We start from the raw sequence: 17,492 nt of genomic DNA, 5'->3' as shown, positions 1-17,492 counted from the left end.
CGGAGAAGGATTGATGAGCGACAACGTGATGTACGACTCGCCCACCGAGTTCCTGCACGAGGCCGCCAACTCCGGCGACCTGTGCGTGGCCCAGTCGGTGCGGCCGAACGACGACGGGACCTACGCCGTGTCCTGCTCGTGCGGGCGGTGGACGGCCAGCGCGCCCACGATGGAGGAAGGTCTGCGGCTGGCCCGGGTACACACCGGCTCGCAGCGCTGACCCTCGACTCGCGGAAAATCCGCACCGCCCCGACGCGAACAGCATCGTCGCCGCGGTCAGCGCCATCGTGACAGACGATCAGGGGGCACTGCGGGTCGACCACAGGGCTCAGCCGATGACGGCTCGGGCGCGCAGGTCCTTGATCTTCTCGTCGCCGTAGCCGAGCTCGTGCAGGATGGCCTCGGTGTGCTCGCCGGCCAGGCAGCCGCCCGGGCTGNGGGTGGCCGACCGGGAGAAGCGCACCGGTGGGCCCATGCGCAGGTGTTCGTCGAAGATGGGGCTCACGGCCGGCGAGGCGTATTCGGCGGCGAGCACCGGGTCGGTCTGGAGCTGCAGCTCCGCGTCCATCTCGGTGACCTGGACGCAGCCCACGTCGGCGGCGGTCAGCCGCTGTTCCCACTCGGCGGCGGGGCGGGTGGCGAAGATCCGGCCAAGCGCGACGGCCAGCTCGTCATCGTGCTCGGCACGGGCGGCGGCCGTGGCGAACCGGGGGTCGACGGCCAGGGCGTCGGCAAGGGGGGCGGCGGCCAGCTCGACGGCCGGATCCGCCGCGAGGGTGGCGACGAGCGTCGCCCACTCCCGCGGCGTGGGCGCGGCGAGGAACACCCAGCCCCGCGCGGCCGGGTACATCCGGTAGAGCGCGGTCAGGCCGTGCCCACCCTCGTCGACGGCGGGCCGCGCCGGTCGGCCCGCGTACTCGACGACGTGCTCCAGCAGCGCGTGCATGCCCGTCGCGATCATCGTGACGGTCATTGGGCCGAGGGGACGGCCGCGGGTGCGGGCCAGCAGGCCGAGCGAGATCGCCGAGGCCACGCCGAGCGCGGCGAGCCCGTCGGCCTGCAGACTTGTCACCGCCGAGGCCGACCTGATCCGCACGGAGGCGGACTTGATCTCCGCGAGTGAGGTGGCCTTCGCCGCGTTCGGCGCCTCGGTCAGCGCGATTCCGGTGGCCGCGCCGATCGACGGCGCATAGGCGGGCCTGTCCCCACAGGGGCCGTCGGTGCCGTAGCCGGGCGCGTTGACGTAGATCAGGTCCGGGTTGACCGCCCGCAGCGTGGCCGCGTCGACNCCGGCCCGCTCGGCGGCGCCGGCGCGGAACGCCTGCAGCACCACGTCGCTGCGCCGCGCCAGCTCGTGCACGATGCGCCGGCCCTCGTCGGTGCCGAGATCGAGGGCGATGCTCTCCTTGCCCTGCATGACCCGCACCGCGCCGAGCTCCGGGAAGGGCANGATCCGGCGGATGGTGNCGCCCTCCAGCGTCTCGACCTTGATCACGCGGGCGCCGAGGTCGGCCAGCATGGTCGTGCCGAACGGGGCCGCGAACATCAACCCGAACTCCAGGATGGTGACACCGGCCAGCGGCGGACCAACCGGCGCCGACACGGCGGATTCGGCAGGCGGGTCGGCGGAGCGGCCGGCGGCGGAGCGGGTGGTGGCAGAGCAGGTGGTGGCGGAGCGGGTGGTGGCGGAGCGGGTGGTGGCGGAGCGGGTGGTGGCAGGGCAGGTGGTGGCGGAGTGTGGGGCGGCGGAGCGGGCGGCGGCGGCCTCGGCGCGCAGGTCGGCACCGTGCTCGTCCGGCCGGGGGGCGGGGCGCGGCGGCGTCAGCGGGGCGCCGTCGACGTGCACGAGGGTGGTGGGGCGGCGGACCGGGCCGTGCTCGGCGGTGTCGAGGACGACGACACGGCCGTCATGACGGATCTGCGGATGGTCCAGCACGCCCGAGCCGACGGTGAACACCTCGGCGTTGATGTCCGGGTTGGTCGCGAAGACCTGCTGCCAGTCCGCGAGGGTGNGCTCCCCCACCTTGCGGATCATGATTTCCCAGAGCTCGGTGCGTAACTCCTGGGTCTCCAGGACGGGTAGTCCCGCCCACTTCNGGTCGGCGAGCAGCGGTGTGAGGCCGAACTCCGCCAGCATCGCCGCGAACAGGCGGGGCTCGACCTGGGCGAACTGCAACCAGTGGCCGTCCCTGGTCGGCGCCACGAGCAGGGGGTAGACCAGCGCGCTGACCGGATCGCCCGTCGGGGTGGTGGCATCGACGGTCCGGTAGGCGTCGGGGAAGCGCACCGCGACGAGATGCTCGAACCAGCCCCAGGTGTCCATCATGCTGACGCCACGGACCAGGTCGGCCTCCACGTGCTGGCCGCGCCCGCTCGACTCCCGCTCGACCAGCGCGGCCACGATCCCCTGCACGGCGGTGTGGGCGGCGCCCCAGGTGGCGTAGGCGACCGAGCAGTACGCCGGGCCGGGCCGGGGAACCAGCCGCCGCTTGGCGTGGAACATGCCGAGCTTGGCCATGACCAGGGCCTCGTAGCCCTTCAGGTCCGCCCAGGGCCCGGCCGAACCCCAGCCCGTGATCGCCGCGCTGACCAGGCGCGGACGGTGCCGGGCGAGGTCGTCGGGGCCGAGGCCGAGGCGGCGGGCGGTCCTCGGGCGCAGCGTGGTCACCACGACGTCGGCCCCGGCGAGCAGCCCGTCGAGCACGTCCCGGTCGGCCGGGTGGCGCAGGTCCACGACGATGCTGCGCCGGCCGCCGCCGACAGCCGGCCAGGCCGGCGAGCGGCGCAGCGGGCTGCCCCCCGGCGGCTCGACCCCGACGACATCGGCGCCGGCGTCGGCCAGGAACTGGGTCGCCAGCGCTCCCGGCATCGTCGTCGACAGGTCGATCACCCGCAGTCCGGCGAGCGGCGGACTCGACACGGGCACCGGACTCGACACGGGCACCGGGCCGTCTGGTCCCGGCCCGAAAAGGGAGGCAGTGCTCATGTCGACTCCAGACGCAACCGCGGATCCGTGGAGGATTACCTAGAACACGTAGTGCTATATGTTAGGTAGATCACAGTAGCTGTCAAGGACCGAGATCGGCGCGCGGTCGGCACCATGACTGTTGTCATGCGGGACCGGTGACGCCCATGACTGGGACCGTCGGCGCGCGGCCGGGATTGTTGATCCATGACGAGGAACCCCCCGCCGCCGGGCGCATCGCCGCCCAGCGTGCAGCTCGCCGGCCTGCGCAAGCGGTACGGCGGCGTGCAGGCCGTCGACGGCGTCGATCTGGTCGTGGCCCCGGGCGAGGTGGTCGCCCTGCTGGGCCCGAACGGCGCCGGCAAGTCGACGACGATCGACATGCTGCTGGGCCTGACCCGCCCCGACTCCGGCGAGGTCCAGCTGTTCGGCCGCTCCCCCCGCCAGGCGTGCACCGCCGGGCTGGTCGGCGCGATGCTGCAGAACGGTGGGCTGCTGCCCGAGATCACCGTGGGAAAGATGCTGGCGGCCGTGCGCGCCCTGTACCCCCGCGCGCTGCCGACCCGGGAGGTGCTGGCCCGCGCCGGGGTCGCCGATCTCGCCGACACCCGCACCGATCGGCTCTCCGGCGGCCAGCGCCAGCGGGTCCGCTTCGCCCTGGCCCTGCTCCCCGACCCCGACCTGATCGTCCTCGACGAGCCGACGGCCGCGATGGACGTGACGAGCCGCCGGGCGTTCTGGGCGTCGATGCGGGCCTGGGCGGCCGGCGGGCGGACCGTGCTGTTCGCCACCCACTACCTGGAGGAGGCCGACGCCTTCGCCGACCGGATCGTCCTGCTGCGCCGCGGCCGGGTCATCGCCGACGGCCCGGCCACGGAGGTCAAGGCGCTCGTCGGCGGCCGGACGATCCGGGCCACGCTGCGCGGGCTGGACGCGGCCGGGCTCGCCGGGCTCGGCCGGCTGCCGGGGGTGGCCCGGGTCGAGGGCCGCGGTGACGCGGTCACGCTCACCTGCCCCGACAGCGACGCGGCCCTGCGTGCGCTGCTCGCCGCCCACCCGGCCGCCGAGGACATCGAGGTCGTCGGCGCCGGCCTGGAAGACGCCTTCGTCGCGCTGACCACCGACGACGCCACCGACCCCAGCGCCCGACAGGAGATCACCCGGTGACCGGCAACCCCGCAACCGCCTCCACCCCGGCGGCCAGCCCCAGGGCGGCAGACCCCACGACCACCTCCGCCACGGCCACCTCCGCCACGGCCACCTCCGCCACGGCCACCTCCGCCACGGCCACCTCCGCCACGGCCACCTCCGCCACGGCCGTCAGGTCCGCCGGCATCCGGGCCGGCGGCACCCAGGCCGGCAGCGGCACCGCGGACGCGGTGCTGACCTACGTCCGCTACGTCCGGTCCGAGATCACCCGGGTCTGGCGCAACACCCGACTGCTGATCTTCACCCTGCTCCTGCCGATCATCCTGTTCGGCGCGTTCACCGCCGGGAGCGCGGGCGACCGCCTCGGCGACCTCGCCGTCGCCCCCTACATCATGATCAGCATGGCGTCGTTCGGGGCGATGAACGCCGTCCTCGGCAGCGCCGGGCGGATCGCGACCGAGCGGTCGATCGGCTGGAACCGGCAGCTACGGCTGACCGCCCTGACCGGGCCGCAGTACGTGCTGGCCAAGGCGACCACCGGCTTCACCCTGGCGGTGCTGCCGATCGTCGCGGTGTTCGGGGCCGGCGACGCGATGCGGGGGATCCGGCTGTCGGCCGGGACGTACCTCGGCGCGGGCGCGTCGATCCTGCTCGGACTGGTGCCGCTCGCGGCCTTCGCGATCTGGCTCGGCTACCTCGTGCGTCCCGAGAACATGCAGGCGATCACCGGTGGGGTGTTCAGCCTGCTGGCGCTGGCCGGCGGGATCTGGGTGCCGGTGGAGAACTTCCCGGGCTGGCTCGCCGACGTCGTGAAGCTGCTGCCCATGTACTGGTCGGCGCAGGCCGGGCGGGCGGTGCTCGCCGGCGGCTGGATCGGCGGGCGCGGCCTGGCGACCCTGGCGGTGTGGACCGTCGTGCTCGGCGCCGCCGCCGGCCGGGCCTATCTGCGGGACCAGCTCCGCACCTGACCGGCGCGCACGCGGGAGAGGTAGCACTCACTCTCTTCCACTTTCAAGCTATAGCACACTGGGGGGCTTGCGGCAAGACCCGGGGCGTGCCGCAGAATCGCTGGCCGAGGCCAGAAGCTGNGGAAGAGGAGAGTCACGGAATGCGGGTGTTGTCGTCGACGACGAGGTCGCGCGGGGTCACGAGCCCCAGATCGGACCTGATGCCGTGAACCCCCAGACCACCAGCGCGTTCGATCTGCCCGACCGCCTCGCTCCCAAGGCCGACCCAAAGCTGATCGCCGACGACGAACGGCACTTCACGGCCATCGCGGCGAGCCTCGAGCAGTCGATCGCCGACCTGGCCGGCCGCCTCGACGCCGAACGCAGGGCACCCGGCGGCACGGGCCAGCAGGCGTTGGACCGAGACCTGGAGATTCACCGGCTGACCGCTCGCCTGCGCGCCCTGCGTCGCTTCGGTCTGGACCTGTGCCTCGGGCACATCGTCCACGCCGACCATCCCGAGCCCGTGTACGTCGGACGCCTCGGCCTCGCGGACAGCGCGGGCCGCCGGCTGCTGCTCGACTGGCGCTCCCCCGCGGCCGAGCCGTTCTTCGGTGCGACCCACGCCAATCCGATGGGCCTGACAAGCCGCCGCCGGTATCGCTGGACCCGCGGCCGGATCAGCGACTACTGGGACGAGGTGTTCACCCCGGACGGGTTCGACGGGCACGCCGCGCTCGACGACCAGNCCGCCTTCATCGCCAGCCTGGGCGGCGCCAGGTCGGCCCGGATGCGCGACGTGCTCGGCACCATCCAGGCCGACCAGGACGCCATCATCCGCGCCGGATCGGCCGGCGCCCTCGTCGTCGACGGCGGTCCGGGTACGGGCAAGACCGTCGTCGCGCTGCACCGCTCCGCCTACCTGCTCTATTCCGACCCTCGCCTCGGTCACCGCCGCGGCGGTGTGCTGTTCGTCGGGCCGCACCAGCCCTACCTGACCTACGTCGCCGACGTCATCCCCAGCCTCGGCGAGGAGGGCGTGCAGACCTGCACGCTGCGGGACCTCGTCGCCGAGGGAGCCTCGGCGACGATCGAGGCCGATCCGGACGTGGCGCTGCTGAAGTCGTCCGCGAACCTGGTCAAGGCGATCGAGACGGCCGTCCGGTTCTACGAGGAGCCGCCCACCAAGGGGATGACGGTCACGACCCACTGGAACGACATCTGGCTGAGCGCGGGCGACTGGGCCGAGGCGTTCGACGCACCGGCGCCCGGCACCGCCCACAACGAGGCGCGCGGGGAGGTCTGGGCGGAACTGCTCACGATCCTGATCGACTCCCACGACGGTGACGCCCCGGCGGAGCTGCTGCGCAGGTCGCTGCTGCGCAACCGGGAGCTGCGTGCGGCGTTCAACCGGGCGTGGCCGCTGCTCGAGGCGNCCGACCTCGTCGCGGACCTGTGGTCGGTGCCCGCCTACCTGCGCACGTGCGCTCCCTGGCTCAGCGCCGACGAGGTCGCGCGGCTCCAGCGCCCGGACGCGCGGGCCTGGACGGTGTCCGACCTGCCGCTGCTCGACGCGGCCCGCCAACGGCTCGGTGACCCGGAGGCGGCCCGCCGTCAGCGTCGGCATGCCGCCCGGGTCGCCGCCGACCGCGAGCACATGGCCAGGGTCGTGGACTCCTTCAGCGCGGCCGCCGACGACGAATACGGTGCGGGCCTGGTGACGATGCTGCGCGGCGAGGACTTCCACGACATCCTGGTCGACGAGAACGCCCTGCCCAGCACCGACCCGGACCTGCTCGCCGGCCCCTTCGCACACGTCGTCGTCGACGAGGCGCAGGAACTGACCGACGCCGAGTGGCAGATGCTGCTGCTGCGCTGCCCGTCGCNAAGCTTCACCATCGTCGGCGACCGGGCCCAGGCCAGGCACGGGTTCACCGAGTCGTGGCAGGAGCGGCTCGGGCGGATCGGGCTCGACCGGATCACGCTGGCCCCCCTGAGCATCAACTACCGGACGCCGGCGGAGGTCATGGCGCAGGCCGAGCCGGTCATCCGGGCCGTGCTCCCCGACGCCAACGTGCCGACCTCCATCCGCAGCAGCGGCGTGCCCGTCGTGCACGGGTCCACCGCCGAGCTGGCTTCGATCCTGGACACCTGGCTCGCCGCGCAGCCCGACGGGATCGCCTGCGTCATCGGTACCGGCGACGGCAGGGACGCGGCGCTGCCGACGACGCCCCGCGTCCGGTCACTGACCCCGGAGCTGTCCAAGGGGCTCGAGTTCGACCTGGTCGTCCTCGTCGACCCCGAGGCGTTCGGCGACGGCATCGAAGGAGCGGTCGACCGCTATGTCGCGATGACCCGGGCGACCCAGCAACTCGTCATCCTCCGGCGGACCGAACAGGCTGAACAGCCAGGGCCGACCGAACAGCCAGGGCCGACCGAACAGCCAGGGCCGACCGAGCAGCCAGGGCCGACTGAGCAGGCTGAGCGAGTGGGCGGGTGAGGACGATGTCCGGGTCGGCCGGCTCGGGCGCGGTCGGGACATCCCCGCTGGGGGCACTGCGCCGCTGGCTGTTGCAGCCGGCNCTGCCGCAGCCGGTGCGGATGGATCAGCGGGGCGGCCTCCACCTGGACCCCTGGCGGTGGCGCCGGGTCGCCGGCATCTTCTTGATCTATCTCGGCTACGCCGTCTCGGACATGCTCGCCCTGCACGACGGCGCCGTCGTCGTCGTGTTCGGCTGCGCCGTGCTCGTCGGGTTCAGCCTGCTCTACCTGTGGGCGGTTCCGCTGGTCGCCTTCCGTGGCCNCCGGGAGCTGCGGAATCCGCTGCTGCTCGGCATGACCGCCTGCATCGCCGCCTACCTGCCGGTCGCCGGCGGCGGCGGCCTGGTGATGACGATCTACCTGGCCGTCGCCCTCGTCCTGCTGTTGCGTCCGGTCGTCGCCGTCCCGCTGATCCTCCTGATCGCCGCCGTCGACACCTGGCTGCCCGAGCACGTCACGTGGTGGCACTCCCACGGTGAGCAGTGGTCGCTGTCCGGGCCCGTGCTGTTGGCCGCGGTGACCATGCTCGTGCGGGCGGGCGCGCGTAACCAGGTCGAGCTGTCCCGCGCCCATCGGGAGATCGAACGGCTGGCCAAGGAGCAGGAGCGGCTGCGGATCGCCCGCGACCTGCACGACCTGCTCGGCCACGCGCTCACCACGATCACGGTGAAGGCGGAGCTCGCCTCGAAGCTGGCCGAGCGGGACCCGGCGCGCGCCGCCCGCGAGATGGCCGAGGTCGCCGCACTCGGCCGGCAGGGCCTGGCCGACGTGCGGGCCACCGTCGCCGGCTACCGGGAGGTCAGCCTGGTCACCGAGCTCGCCGCGGCCCGTGAGGTGCTCGCCGCGGCGGGCATCCGGGCCGAGCTGCCCGCATCCGTCGACGAGGTGCCCGGGGGCCTGCGGGAGCTGTTCGGCTGGGTGGTCCGCGAGGGCGTGACCAACGCGGTGCGCCACAGCGGCGCGCAGCACCTGCGCGTCACCGTCGACGACCGCAGCATCGAGGTGGTCGACGACGGCGCCGGCCCCGCCGACGCCGCGGGCCTCGACGCCCCGGGCTCCGGCGACGCCCCGGGCTCCGGCGGCGCCCCGGGCTCCGGCGGTGGCACAGGCGGTGGCGGTGGCTCTGGCGGGGCCGCGGGCCCTGGCGGTACCACGGGCCCTCGCGGGGGCACGGGCCTGGCGGGGCTCTCCGAGCGGGTCGCGGCGGCGAGGGGCCGGATCGAAACCGGGCCCGCGGCCGCGAGCGACCCCTCGCCCGGCTTCCGGCTGCGGGTCGTCGTCGCGCCACCGGCCCCCGCGGCTCCTGCGGACCCTCCGCTCGCGCAGGGGACCGGCGGCCCCGCGGAGCCGGCGGCGGCACGCTCGTGATCAGGGTTCTGCTGGCCGACGACCAGCATCTCGTCCGCGGCGCGCTCGCCGCGCTGCTCTCCCTGGAGGACGACATCGAGGTCGTCGGCCAGGTCGGGCGCGGCGACGAGGTGGTCGCCGCGGTCGGCGCGCTGCGCCCGGACGTCGTGCTGATGGACGTCGAGATGCCCGGCATCGACGGGCTGGCCGCCGCGGCGGCGGTGCGTGCCACCACGCCGACGACCCAGGTCCTGATCGTGACCACCTTCGGCCGCACCGGCTACCTGCGCCGGGCGATGGAGGCCGGCGCGCTCGGCTTCGTCGTCAAGGACGCGCCCGCCGAGGCCCTCGCCGCCGCGATCCGGCGGGTCGCCCGCGGGGAGCGGGTCGTCGACCCGACCCTCGCCGCCGCCACCCTCGCCGGCGGGGCGAGCCCGCTCACCGGGCGGGAACGGGACGTCCTCGTCGCGGCCCGCGACGGCGCGACCGTCGCCGACATCGCCGGGCGGCTGTTCCTCTCCGAGGGCACCGTGCGCAACTACCTGTCGTCCGTGATCGCGAAGACCGGCACCCGCAATCGGATGGAGGCCCTGCGCACCGCCGAGGAGTCNGGCTGGCTCTGAGTGCCCGCAGCAGCGGCGGCCCCGCCCCCGCGAGGAGGCGAGGGTGGAAGCACCATGAAGGCGCTCTCCCCTGCATCCTGGCTGTGCGGCTTGGGGGGTTGCGGGGTGGTTCGACTGTCGGCCGGGCGACGGAGGATTGCGCTCGCGGCGGCGAGGGCATGATCCTCGTCTGCAGAATGGGGCCGGTCCCGCTCCGTCCGATCTGGAGGAGTTCGATTCCGGAACGGTTCGGTTCCGGATCGGTTCGGGTTCGGGAGGGGGACGATCCCGAACGAGGACGATCCCGGAGGAGGACGACGGCCGTGCTGCTCGCCGAGGACCTGCTGCTGCTCGCGCTCGACCCGGACCGCGGGACTCCGGTGAACTCCTCCCGCCAGCCGCTGGGCGTGGCGCTGTGCGGCGCGCTCGTCGCCGANCTGGGGCTCGCGGGGCTGGTCGAGGAGGACGGCCGGCGGCTCGCGCCGATCGGTGCCCGACCCGCGCACCCGTTGCTCGCCGACGTCCACGCGACGCTCGGCACGGTCCGCGGGCGGCGGGCGGCCGACCAGCTCCGCCGCCTGGACGGGGCGATCGGCGGGGTCTGGTCCCGCACCGTCGACGGGCTCGTCGACGCCGGGGTGCTCGGGCGCCGGCGCGACCGGGTCCTGGTCGTGCGGATCACGCATCATCCCGTCCTGCGCGCCGAGGCGCGTGACGAGGTCGTGAAGCGGCTGCGGGCAGCCGCGGCCGGCGACGGTCCGCTGGACCCGCGCACGGGCACCGTGCTCGCCCTGTCCGGGCCGTCTCGTCTGCTGGAGGTGGTCGCTCCGCAGCGCGCCGACCGTCGCCACGCCAAGGCTCGCATCGCGGCCGCAACGGAGCAGACACCGATCGCGCCGATCGTCCGGAAGGTCATCCAGGAGGCGCAGCAGGCGGCCGCCGCCGCCGCGACCACCGCGGTCGTCGCCAGCACGGCATCGAGCTGATCACGGTACCCCGCGAAGGCCACACGCCACGGGCCCGCTGCACCACAACCCACAAAGATCGCAACCTATAGTCATCATCCGACTCCCCTGTGCAATCTCTCCTCAGGAGTGACGCCGGATGACGCATGCCCGTGGCACCGCCGATCCCGGCGGTCGCCCCCGCCGATCCCACACCCCCCGCCGGTCGGGGCGGCCGCCCGCGTGGACGGGCGGGGTCGTCGGGCGGACCGTCGCCGCGGTCGTGCTCGCGGTGCAGGTCGTCGCCCTGCTGTTGGTCGGCACCTACGCGCGGCACGGGCCGCGGCTGTGGGGATTTCCGTTCTTCTACTGGTACACGCTGCTGTGGCTCCTGCTCGGTGCAGCCGGGATGGCCGGCTGCACCTGGCTGCTGGGCCGCACCAGCGGGCGGGAGACCGCCGGCGGCCGGGGGGACCGGTGACGGCGGTCGGCGCCGGCCTGGCGCCGACCGCCGGTGCTCCGCTCGCCGCCGAGTCGCCGCACACCCCCTTCCACGGGGTGGAGTTCGCGGTGTTCACCACCCTGTTCGCCGCGGTGGCGATCCTCGGATTCGGCGCTGTCCGCTGGCGGCGCACCGGGCCGGGACCGTTGGCGAGCCTCGACGAGTGGGGGCTCGGCGGGCGCGGATTCGGCTCGTTCGTCGCCTGGTTCCTCATCGGCGGCGACATCTTCACCGCGTACACGTTCGTCGCCGTGCCCGGCGCGATGTACGCGGCGGGGGCCGTGTCCGGCTGGTTCGCCGTCGCCTACACCACCATCGTCTGGCCGATCGTCTTCGTCCTGATGCCCCGGCTGTGGACCGTGGCGCACCGGCACGGCTACGTCACCCCGGCCGATCTCGTCCGCGGCCGGTACGGTTCGCGTGCCCTGGCCCTCGCGGTCGCCGTCACGGGCATCGTCGCGACCATGCCCTACATCGCCCTGCAGCTCGTCGGCATGCAGGCGGTGCTGGAGGTGATGGGCGTCGGGACGAACAGCGCCAACCCGGTCGTCCGCGACCTGCCGATCATCGTGGCGTTCGCTGTCCTCGCCGCCTGCACCTACACCGCCGGTCTGCGGGCGCCGGCGCTCATCGCGTTCGCCAAGGACCTGCTCATCTACGCCGTCGTGCTGGTCGCCGTCGCCGTCCTCCCGCACCGGCTCGGCGGCTTCGGCGCGATCTTCGACGCGGCCGAGCACAAGTTCGACGCGGNGAACGCCGCCGCGGCCGGGGCGGGGGCGGGCCACCCGGCGACGGCCGTGTTCATCCCCGGGCCGAAGGAGTTCCTCGCCTACGGCACCCTCGCCCTCGGCTCGGCGATGGCGCTGTTCCTGTATCCGCACGCGATCACCGGCGTGCTGGCGACCCGCAGCCGGGAGGTCATCCGCCGCAACACCGCCGTCCTGCCGCTGTACTCCCTGCTGCTGGCCTTCCTCGCGCTGCTCGGCTACGTGGCGATCGCCGCCGGGGTGCACACCACGAACCCGCGCCTGGCGGTGCCGCTGCTGTTCGAGCGGGAGTTCCCGGCGTGGTTCACCGGCGTCGCGTTCGCCGCGGTCGCGATCGGCGCGCTGGTTCCCGCCGCGATCATGTCGATCGCGGCGGCGAACCTGTTCACCCGCACGATCTACGTCGGGCACCTGCGGCCGGGCGCGACGGCGGCCGAGCAGACCGCCGTGTCCAAGGTCGCGTCGCTGCTGGTGAAGGCCGGGGCGCTGCTGTTCGTCCTCGGCCTGGACACCCAGAACTCGATCAATCTGCAGCTGCTCGGCGGGGTGTGGATCCTGCAGACGTTCCCGGCGGTCGTCCTCGCCCTGTGGCGGCCCCGGCTGCACCGGCGGGCGCTGCTCGCCGGCTGGCTGGTGGGCATGTGCTACGGCACCGCGCAGGCGTACGGGCAGCACAGCGCGGCCGCCCGCCATTTCGGCGGGTCGCTGGCGACCGTGCCGGGGCTCGGCCATGCCGGCTACATCGCCGTGACGGCGTTCGCGCTCAACCTGGCCGTCGCCCTGCTCGGCACCCTGGTGCTGCGCGCCGCCGGCATCCCGAACGGACCCGACGAGACCGCCCTCGACTCCGACTCCTGCTCCGACGAACCCGATACCAGTGAACGCGACGCGAACGAACCTGATGCGCACACATCTGACGAGACCGTGCCCGGGCAGGCCCGTCAGGCGGTGGAGCCTGACGGCTCGGCGCCGTCACAGCGATGACTCGATGACCGGACCGAACGAGGCCGCATCATGCCAGCGTCCCGGCCACCGGCTCGTCCTTCCGCCGCGATCCGGTGATCTGGCTGCGCCCCGCTGACGACGTCAGGCGTACACCTCGATCGTGCAGGTGGCGACACCGCCACGCGCGATCCGGGCGTCGCTGGTGATCAGAGGAAGCCCCAGCGTCTCGGCGAGCGCGACGTACTGCGCGTCGTAGGCGCTGAGGGTGTGATGCAGCTCGCGGACGCGCCGCCACAGAACCAGGGTTTCGTGTCGCACCAGCGGCAGAAGCTGATAGTCGGCGACCGCCTTCCCCATCTCCCGCTCGGTCAGCTTGCCTCCCCGGCGCATCCCGAACAGTGCTGAAATCATCTCGTAGTCGAGCAGGCCGGGTGCCAGAAGCGACTCGACACCGGTGAGCCGACGGCGCACGGCAACGCCGCCCGTGCCGTGATCTGTCAGCGTTCGCACCAACGCCGAACAGTCGATGACCGCCGTCTCGCCGCCCCTCAACGGCGCTCCCTGCCCTCGTCGATCGCGGCGAGGATGTCCGAGGTATCGACGTCGGACTGCGTCTCGCGGTCAAGGCGGGCCATCATGTCCGCCAGGCTCGGCGTNCGTGCCTCACGGGTGACCAGGTCGAGCAGGTAGGCCTGCAGGCTCCGCCCGCTCTGGGCGGCCTTGACCTTCAACGCCGCGAGAGTCGAATCTGACACGTCACGAATGGTGATCGCGGTCATGACTGCATTCTAGCTGCCGGACCTGCATTATGCAGGCGTGGCGACCTGTTCCGACTGCCGGCCTCGTGCAGGTCGAGCTTCAGCCGGCCGAAAGCCAACGGCCAACGGCCGCCGGCCGCCGACCGCCGGCCGCCGCTGAATGTCACCGGCGTCATCCTCAGGACCCGCGCGTACCGGTCAACGGTGCGTTCGACGTCGGCCACGGTCAGCACGAGGTGGTCGATGCGGTCGACGTGCATAGTGGTCTGCCGCCGCAGTCGGCTGATCCCACGGCTACCGTAGGTCCGCCACCGACCACGGCGGGATGATCATCCGACGCGGGTTCGCCACACTCTCGTGCAGGCTCAGTCCGGGCACCGTCGCACCTCACCGGTGGTCGAGCCCTTCCCCTCCCCGCCCACCGAGAGGACCAGCCATGTCCGTGCTCGACGACGCGCGATCCCTGTCGGACGACCTCGTGCACCTGCGGCGTCGCCTGCACCGCGAGCCGGAGATCGGCCTGGATCTGCCGCGGACGCAGGACAAGGTCCTCGCCGCCCTCGACGGGCTCCCGCTGGAGGTCACCACCGGCCGCGGCGCGAGCTCGGTGACCGCGGTCCTGCGCGGCACCGGCGAGGGCGCGGGTCCGGGGCCGGCGCCGGCGGTGCTGCTGCGCGGGGACATGGACGCGCTGCCGGTGCAGGAGAGCACCGGGTTCGACCACGCCTCGACCGTCGAGGGCGTGATGCACGCCTGCGGCCACGACCTGCACACCGCCATGCTGGTCGGCGCGGCGCACCTGCTCAGCGCGCGCCGCGACCGGCTGCCCGGCGACGTCGTGTTCATGTTCCAGCCCGGCGAGGAGGGCTGGGAGGGTGCCCAGCAGATGATCGACGAGGGGGTGCTCGACGCCTCCGGACGGCGGGTGTCGGCGGCCTACGGGCTGCACGTGTTCTCCGCGGCACTCCCCCGCGGGCAGTTCGGCGGCCGGACGGGCGCGATCACCTCGGCCTCGGCGATGCTGCGCGTCACCGTGCGCGGCGAGGGCGGCCACGGCTCCATGCCGCACCGCGCGCACGACCCGGTCGTCGCCACCGCCGAGATGGTCCTCGCCCTGCAGACGATGGTGACGCGCCGGTTCGACGTGTTCGACCCGGTGGTGCTGACCGTCGGCGTCCTGCGGGCCGGTACCCGACGCACCGTGATCCCCGACGAGGCGTACTTCGAGGCGACCGTGCGCACCTTCTCCCCGGCCACCGGCGAGCTGGTCGAGCAGGCCGCCCGCCGGCTGCTGCGGGNCATCGCCGACGCACACGGTGTCACCGCGGACGTCGAGTACGTGCCCGAACGCCCGGCGACCGTGAACCATCCGGCCGAGACGGCGCTCGCCGCCCGCGCCGTCGCCGAGACGTTCGGCGAACGCCGCTACACCGCCCTCGCGCACCCGCTGGCCTGCTCGGAGGACTTCTCCCGGGTGCTGGCGCAGGTGCCCGGCAGCTTCGTCGCCCTCGGCGCGACCGCCGCGGGCGCCGACCCGAACACCGCGCCGTTCAACCACAGCCCCCGCGCCCGCTTCGACGAGACCGTCCTGCCCGACGGCGCCGCGCTCTACGCCGAGCTCGCCACCCGCGCCCTCGCCGCCGCCGGCGACCCGGACCTGACGGCGACGACGACCCGGACCTGACGGCGACGACCCGGACTTGACGGCGACGACCCGGACTTGACAACGGGAGTTGCCGGCACGGCAAATGGGCCCCATGGCCGACACCGACCCGCAACCACCGGGACGCGAGGTTCTCGACCGGGTGGGCCCGCGGCTGCGGGCCCTGCGCCGCGCCCGCCGGACGACCCTCGCCGAGTTGTCCGCCGCGACCGGGATCTCGGTGAGCACGCTGTCGCGGCTGGAGTCCGGCGGGCGGCGAGCGACCCTGGAGCTGCTGCTCCCACTCGCCCGGGCACACCAGGTGACCCTCGACGAACTGGTCGACGCGCCGGCGACCGGAGATCCCCGGATCCACCCGCGGCCGACCGTCCGCGACGGAGTCGTCTTCCTGCCGATGACGCGACGCCCGGGCGGNCCGCGCGCCTACAAGATGGTCTACCCGGCGCATTCCCCGGCGGGCCCGCCCGACCAGCGGGTGCACGAGGGTTACGAATGGCTGTACGTGCTGTCCGGGCGGCTGCGGCTGGTGCTCGGCGAGCACGACCTGCTCCTCGGGCCGGGCGAGGCGGCGGAGTTCGACACCCGCACACCGCACTGGTTCGGCAATCCGGACCCCGCCCCGCTCGAGCTGCTCAGNCTGTTCGGTCCCCAGGGCGAGCGGATGCACGTCCGAGCCCGGCCCACGGCGACCGGCGCCGCGGGTGGCCGCTGAGGGCCACGGTCCGCGGCGGCGTGGTGACCACGCCGCCGCCCGGCACAGTGTCCGGGACCGACCGCCGACCCGTTACCCGGCCGTCAACACCCGGCCGTCAACGCGGCATGACCGGCGGTCGCACCAGAGAAAGGCAGCNCCCGTGCCATCATGAGGCCGTGGGGTTCGGGGACCGGCCGAACGTCCGACCACCCCGGCCACGCACCGACGACGAGCACCCACGATGAGTACGGACAATGAGTACCGATAATGAGTACCGACGATGAATGAGGATTACAGATTGAACGATCGGGTGATCTCCGTGCTTCGGGACTATCTGGTCGCGTACCCGACGGAGGCCGAGGGGCTGATCCCGCTGCTCGACCTGGCGGCCACCGCGGCGCCGGTCACCGCCCGCACCACCCTGCCAGGCCACGTGACCTGCGGAGCGATCGCCGTGGACACGACCTTTCGCGTCCTTCAGGTCCGCCACNGCACCCTCGACCGCTGGCTTTTCCCGGGCGGTCACGTCGACGACACCGACGCCACCCTCGTGGCCGCCGCCCTGCGGGAACTCGCCGAGGAGACCGGCGTTCTTCCCTCGGCGGTCCGGNCCCTGCGCGGTCTTCCGGTCGACATTGACGTCCACGCGATTCCCGAGAATCCGGAGAAGGGCGAGCCGGAACACACCCACTACGATTTCCGGTTCATTTTCCAGATCCTGCGGTCCACCGGTCCGGGCACGGTGGACCTGCGCCTCGACGAGGTCACCGATCACCGGTGGATCCCGGTGTCGGATCTGGGCGGGCTCACCGGGGCGAGAATCTCCGCCGTGCTTGCGGGCTGACCTACCGCGTCACGGTCGCCCGCCCACGCACGCCCGCCCCGCGCCCGTTTTCCCCGCGCGCGCCCGGCCCGCGGGTCGTCGGCCCCGTGCTCGTTTCCCCCGTGCTCGTTTCCCCCGTGCTCGTCGGTCTCACGCTCGTCGGTCTCACGCTCGTCGGCCCCGCCGTCGCCCGCTGCTCGGTCATCGTGGGGATGCCGTCGCGACCACAGCCACCGGCCGCCCTCGATCGCCACGGTGACCGTCCCCGCGAGCCCGAACGCGAGGATGAAGCCCTTCCACGGCGCGTCGGTGAAGGTGGAACCGCCCACAAAGCCGAGCAACGCGTTGTAGCCGCTCCAGCCGATGGCGCCGACCGCGGCCGCCGGCACAAACCGCCGGTAGTCGAAGTGGGTGGTACCCGCCACCAAGGTGGTGGCGGTCCGGCCGCCCGGCACGAACCTGGCGGCGATGATCAGGGTGACGCCGCGGCGGTCGAGGGTGCGCCGGGCCCAGTCGAGCGTTCGCTCCCCGCGCGGTCCCCGGACGACCAGGCGGGNGACGCGCTCACCGAACAGGCGCCCCAGGCCATAGGCGAGGTTGTCGCCCGCGAACGCCCCGACGGCCCCCACAACCATGATCAGGATGAGGTTGAGGTCGCCGGAGCTCGCGAGCACCCCGCCGGTGATGACCATCGTCTCGCTGGGGACGACCGGCAGGACCGCGTCAAGCAGGCAGATTCCCCAGACCAGCAGGTAGGTCCACCAGGCACCGGACATCGCGTCCACAAGTTGGTCGAACACACCCCAGGTCGTTTCCCACCGGAGCCCGCGCAATCCGGTTGCGCG

11 protein-coding genes and 19 pseudogenes are annotated in these 17,492 nt (G+C 73.4%); 21 read left to right on the top strand and 9 right to left on the bottom strand.

The window, feature by feature from the left end; genetic code table 11:
* Window positions 1–13: 13 nt before the first annotated feature.
* Window positions 14–220, top strand: a complete 207-nt coding sequence (locus UK94_RS02195; RefSeq protein ID WP_011605920.1) for a hypothetical protein — start codon at window positions 14–16, stop codon at window positions 218–220.
* Between the two features lie 218 nt (window positions 221–438).
* On the opposite strand, the pseudogene UK94_RS37050 reads toward UK94_RS02195, so the two are convergent.
* The 5 genes and pseudogenes from UK94_RS37050 to UK94_RS37025 form a co-directional block, all read right to left on the bottom strand.
* Window positions 439–1,288: pseudogene (locus tag UK94_RS37050) on the bottom strand (CoA transferase); the annotation flags it as partial.
* A gap of 1 nt (window position 1,289) precedes the next feature.
* Window positions 1,290–1,449 (bottom strand): annotated as a pseudogene (locus UK94_RS37045) (CoA transferase); the annotation flags it as partial.
* Window positions 1,450–1,467: 18 nt separating this feature from the next.
* A pseudogene (locus UK94_RS37035) lies at window positions 1,468–2,012 on the bottom strand (CoA transferase); the annotation flags it as partial.
* Window position 2,013: 1 nt separating this feature from the next.
* Window positions 2,014–2,096: pseudogene (locus UK94_RS37030) on the bottom strand (hypothetical protein); the annotation flags it as partial.
* A gap of 1 nt (window position 2,097) precedes the next feature.
* Window positions 2,098–2,986, bottom strand: an 889-nt coding sequence (locus UK94_RS37025) for a CoA transferase (protein ID WP_268761166.1), incomplete at its 3' end; no start/stop codon positions are given.
* A 186-nt stretch (window positions 2,987–3,172) separates the two neighbouring features.
* Here UK94_RS37025 and UK94_RS02185 point away from each other — a divergent pair.
* The 13 genes and pseudogenes from UK94_RS02185 to UK94_RS37005 all read left to right on the top strand — a co-directional run.
* Entirely contained in the window at window positions 3,173–4,132 is a 960-nt protein-coding gene (locus UK94_RS02185; protein ID WP_011605922.1) for an ABC transporter ATP-binding protein, read from the top strand.
* Window positions 4,129–5,082, top strand: coding sequence for an ABC transporter permease (locus UK94_RS02180; RefSeq protein ID WP_055748479.1), 954 nt, complete (start codon window positions 4,129–4,131; stop codon window positions 5,080–5,082). Before UK94_RS02185 ends, UK94_RS02180 begins: the two co-directional genes overlap by 4 nt.
* 205 nt (window positions 5,083–5,287) lie before the next feature.
* A pseudogene (locus UK94_RS72610) lies at window positions 5,288–5,809 on the top strand (AAA family ATPase); the annotation flags it as partial.
* 1 nt (window position 5,810) lies between these two features.
* A pseudogene (locus UK94_RS72605) lies at window positions 5,811–6,496 on the top strand (AAA family ATPase); the annotation flags it as partial.
* Between the two features lies 1 nt (window position 6,497).
* Window positions 6,498–6,947, top strand: a pseudogene (locus UK94_RS72600) (AAA family ATPase); the annotation flags it as partial.
* Window position 6,948: 1 nt separating this feature from the next.
* A pseudogene (locus UK94_RS72595) lies at window positions 6,949–7,561 on the top strand (hypothetical protein); the annotation flags it as partial.
* A 335-nt stretch (window positions 7,562–7,896) separates the two neighbouring features.
* A complete protein-coding gene (locus UK94_RS37020) occupies window positions 7,897–8,970 on the top strand; it encodes a histidine kinase (protein WP_313949439.1) in 1,074 nt (357 codons plus the stop codon).
* Window positions 8,967–9,559: pseudogene (locus UK94_RS02165) on the top strand (response regulator transcription factor); the annotation flags it as partial. The gene UK94_RS37020 and the pseudogene UK94_RS02165, both read left to right, overlap by 4 nt.
* Window positions 9,560–9,730: 171 nt before the next feature.
* Window positions 9,731–9,987 (top strand): annotated as a pseudogene (locus UK94_RS37015) (hypothetical protein); the annotation flags it as partial.
* A gap of 1 nt (window position 9,988) precedes the next feature.
* The coding region (locus tag UK94_RS02160; RefSeq protein ID WP_235486114.1) for a GPP34 family phosphoprotein at window positions 9,989–10,537 on the top strand (549 nt) is incomplete at its 5' end.
* Window positions 10,538–10,655: 118 nt separating this feature from the next.
* Window positions 10,656–10,976 (top strand): DUF3311 domain-containing protein, encoded by a 321-nt coding sequence (locus tag UK94_RS31970; protein WP_011605929.1) that lies wholly within the window; start codon window positions 10,656–10,658, stop codon window positions 10,974–10,976.
* Window positions 10,880–11,747, top strand: a pseudogene (locus UK94_RS37010) (hypothetical protein); the annotation flags it as partial. The gene UK94_RS31970 and the pseudogene UK94_RS37010, both read left to right, overlap by 97 nt.
* A 1-nt stretch (window position 11,748) precedes the next feature.
* Window positions 11,749–12,748 (top strand): annotated as a pseudogene (locus UK94_RS37005) (sodium:solute symporter); the annotation flags it as partial.
* 102 nt (window positions 12,749–12,850) lie between these two features.
* On the opposite strand, the gene UK94_RS02145 reads toward UK94_RS37005, so the two are convergent.
* Together UK94_RS02145 and UK94_RS02135 are read right to left on the bottom strand one after the other, a co-directional pair.
* Entirely contained in the window at window positions 12,851–13,261 is a 411-nt protein-coding gene (locus UK94_RS02145; protein ID WP_041939574.1) for a type II toxin-antitoxin system VapC family toxin, read from the bottom strand.
* 223 nt (window positions 13,262–13,484) lie between these two features.
* Window positions 13,485–13,727, bottom strand: a complete 243-nt coding sequence (locus UK94_RS02135) for a hypothetical protein (RefSeq protein WP_011605933.1) — start codon at window positions 13,725–13,727, stop codon at window positions 13,485–13,487.
* Between the two features lie 65 nt (window positions 13,728–13,792).
* Between UK94_RS02135 and UK94_RS02130 the strand changes: the two are divergent.
* From UK94_RS02130 to UK94_RS36975, 7 genes and pseudogenes are all read left to right on the top strand, one after another.
* Window positions 13,793–14,765 (top strand): annotated as a pseudogene (locus UK94_RS02130) (M20 family metallopeptidase); the annotation flags it as partial.
* A gap of 1 nt (window position 14,766) precedes the next feature.
* Window positions 14,767–15,151: M20/M25/M40 family metallo-hydrolase (locus UK94_RS37000; RefSeq protein WP_235486112.1), on the top strand; the 385-nt coding region annotated here is incomplete at its 5' end.
* Window positions 15,152–15,224: 73 nt separating this feature from the next.
* Window positions 15,225–15,544: pseudogene (locus UK94_RS36995) on the top strand (helix-turn-helix transcriptional regulator); the annotation flags it as partial.
* Window position 15,545: 1 nt separating this feature from the next.
* A pseudogene (locus UK94_RS36990) lies at window positions 15,546–15,766 on the top strand (cupin domain-containing protein); the annotation flags it as partial.
* A gap of 1 nt (window position 15,767) precedes the next feature.
* Window positions 15,768–15,842: pseudogene (locus UK94_RS36985) on the top strand (XRE family transcriptional regulator); the annotation flags it as partial.
* 473 nt (window positions 15,843–16,315) lie between these two features.
* Window positions 16,316–16,434, top strand: a pseudogene (locus tag UK94_RS36980) (NUDIX domain-containing protein); the annotation flags it as partial.
* Window positions 16,435–16,437: 3 nt separating this feature from the next.
* Window positions 16,438–16,668 (top strand): hypothetical protein, encoded by a 231-nt coding sequence (locus UK94_RS36975; RefSeq protein ID WP_235486110.1) that lies wholly within the window; start codon window positions 16,438–16,440, stop codon window positions 16,666–16,668.
* Here UK94_RS36975 and UK94_RS02115 read toward each other — a convergent pair.
* Both UK94_RS02115 and UK94_RS36970 read right to left on the bottom strand, forming a co-directional pair.
* Window positions 16,596–17,203: pseudogene (locus UK94_RS02115) on the bottom strand (VTT domain-containing protein); the annotation flags it as partial. The gene UK94_RS36975 and the pseudogene UK94_RS02115 overlap by 73 nt on opposite strands.
* Before the next feature lies 1 nt (window position 17,204).
* Window positions 17,205–17,447 (bottom strand): annotated as a pseudogene (locus UK94_RS36970) (DedA family protein); the annotation flags it as partial.
* Window positions 17,448–17,492: the final 45 nt, after the last annotated feature.

Origin of the sequence: Frankia sp. AvcI1 (genome assembly GCF_001420875.1) — a bacterium.
GTDB lineage: Bacteria > Actinomycetota > Actinomycetes > Frankiales > Frankiaceae > Frankia > Frankia alni.
Note: the sequence above shows the minus strand (reverse complement) of the source record. Positions and strands in the feature narration are given on the sequence as shown.

Excerpts from the sequence above, each read along its gene's own strand:
- UK94_RS02195 (WP_011605920.1), top strand. The coding sequence starts at position 14 with ATGAGCGACAACGTGATGTACGACTCGCCCACCGAGTTCCTGCACGAG.
- UK94_RS02185 (WP_011605922.1), top strand. The coding sequence starts at position 3,173 with ATGACGAGGAACCCCCCGCCGCCGGGCGCATCGCCGCCCAGCGTGCAG.
- UK94_RS37020 (WP_313949439.1), top strand. The coding sequence starts at position 7,897 with ATGACCGCCTGCATCGCCGCCTACCTGCCGGTCGCCGGCGGCGGCGGC.
- UK94_RS31970 (WP_011605929.1), top strand. The coding sequence starts at position 10,656 with ATGACGCATGCCCGTGGCACCGCCGATCCCGGCGGTCGCCCCCGCCGA.
- UK94_RS02135 (WP_011605933.1), bottom strand. The coding sequence starts at position 13,727 with ATGCACGTCGACCGCATCGACCACCTCGTGCTGACCGTGGCCGACGTC.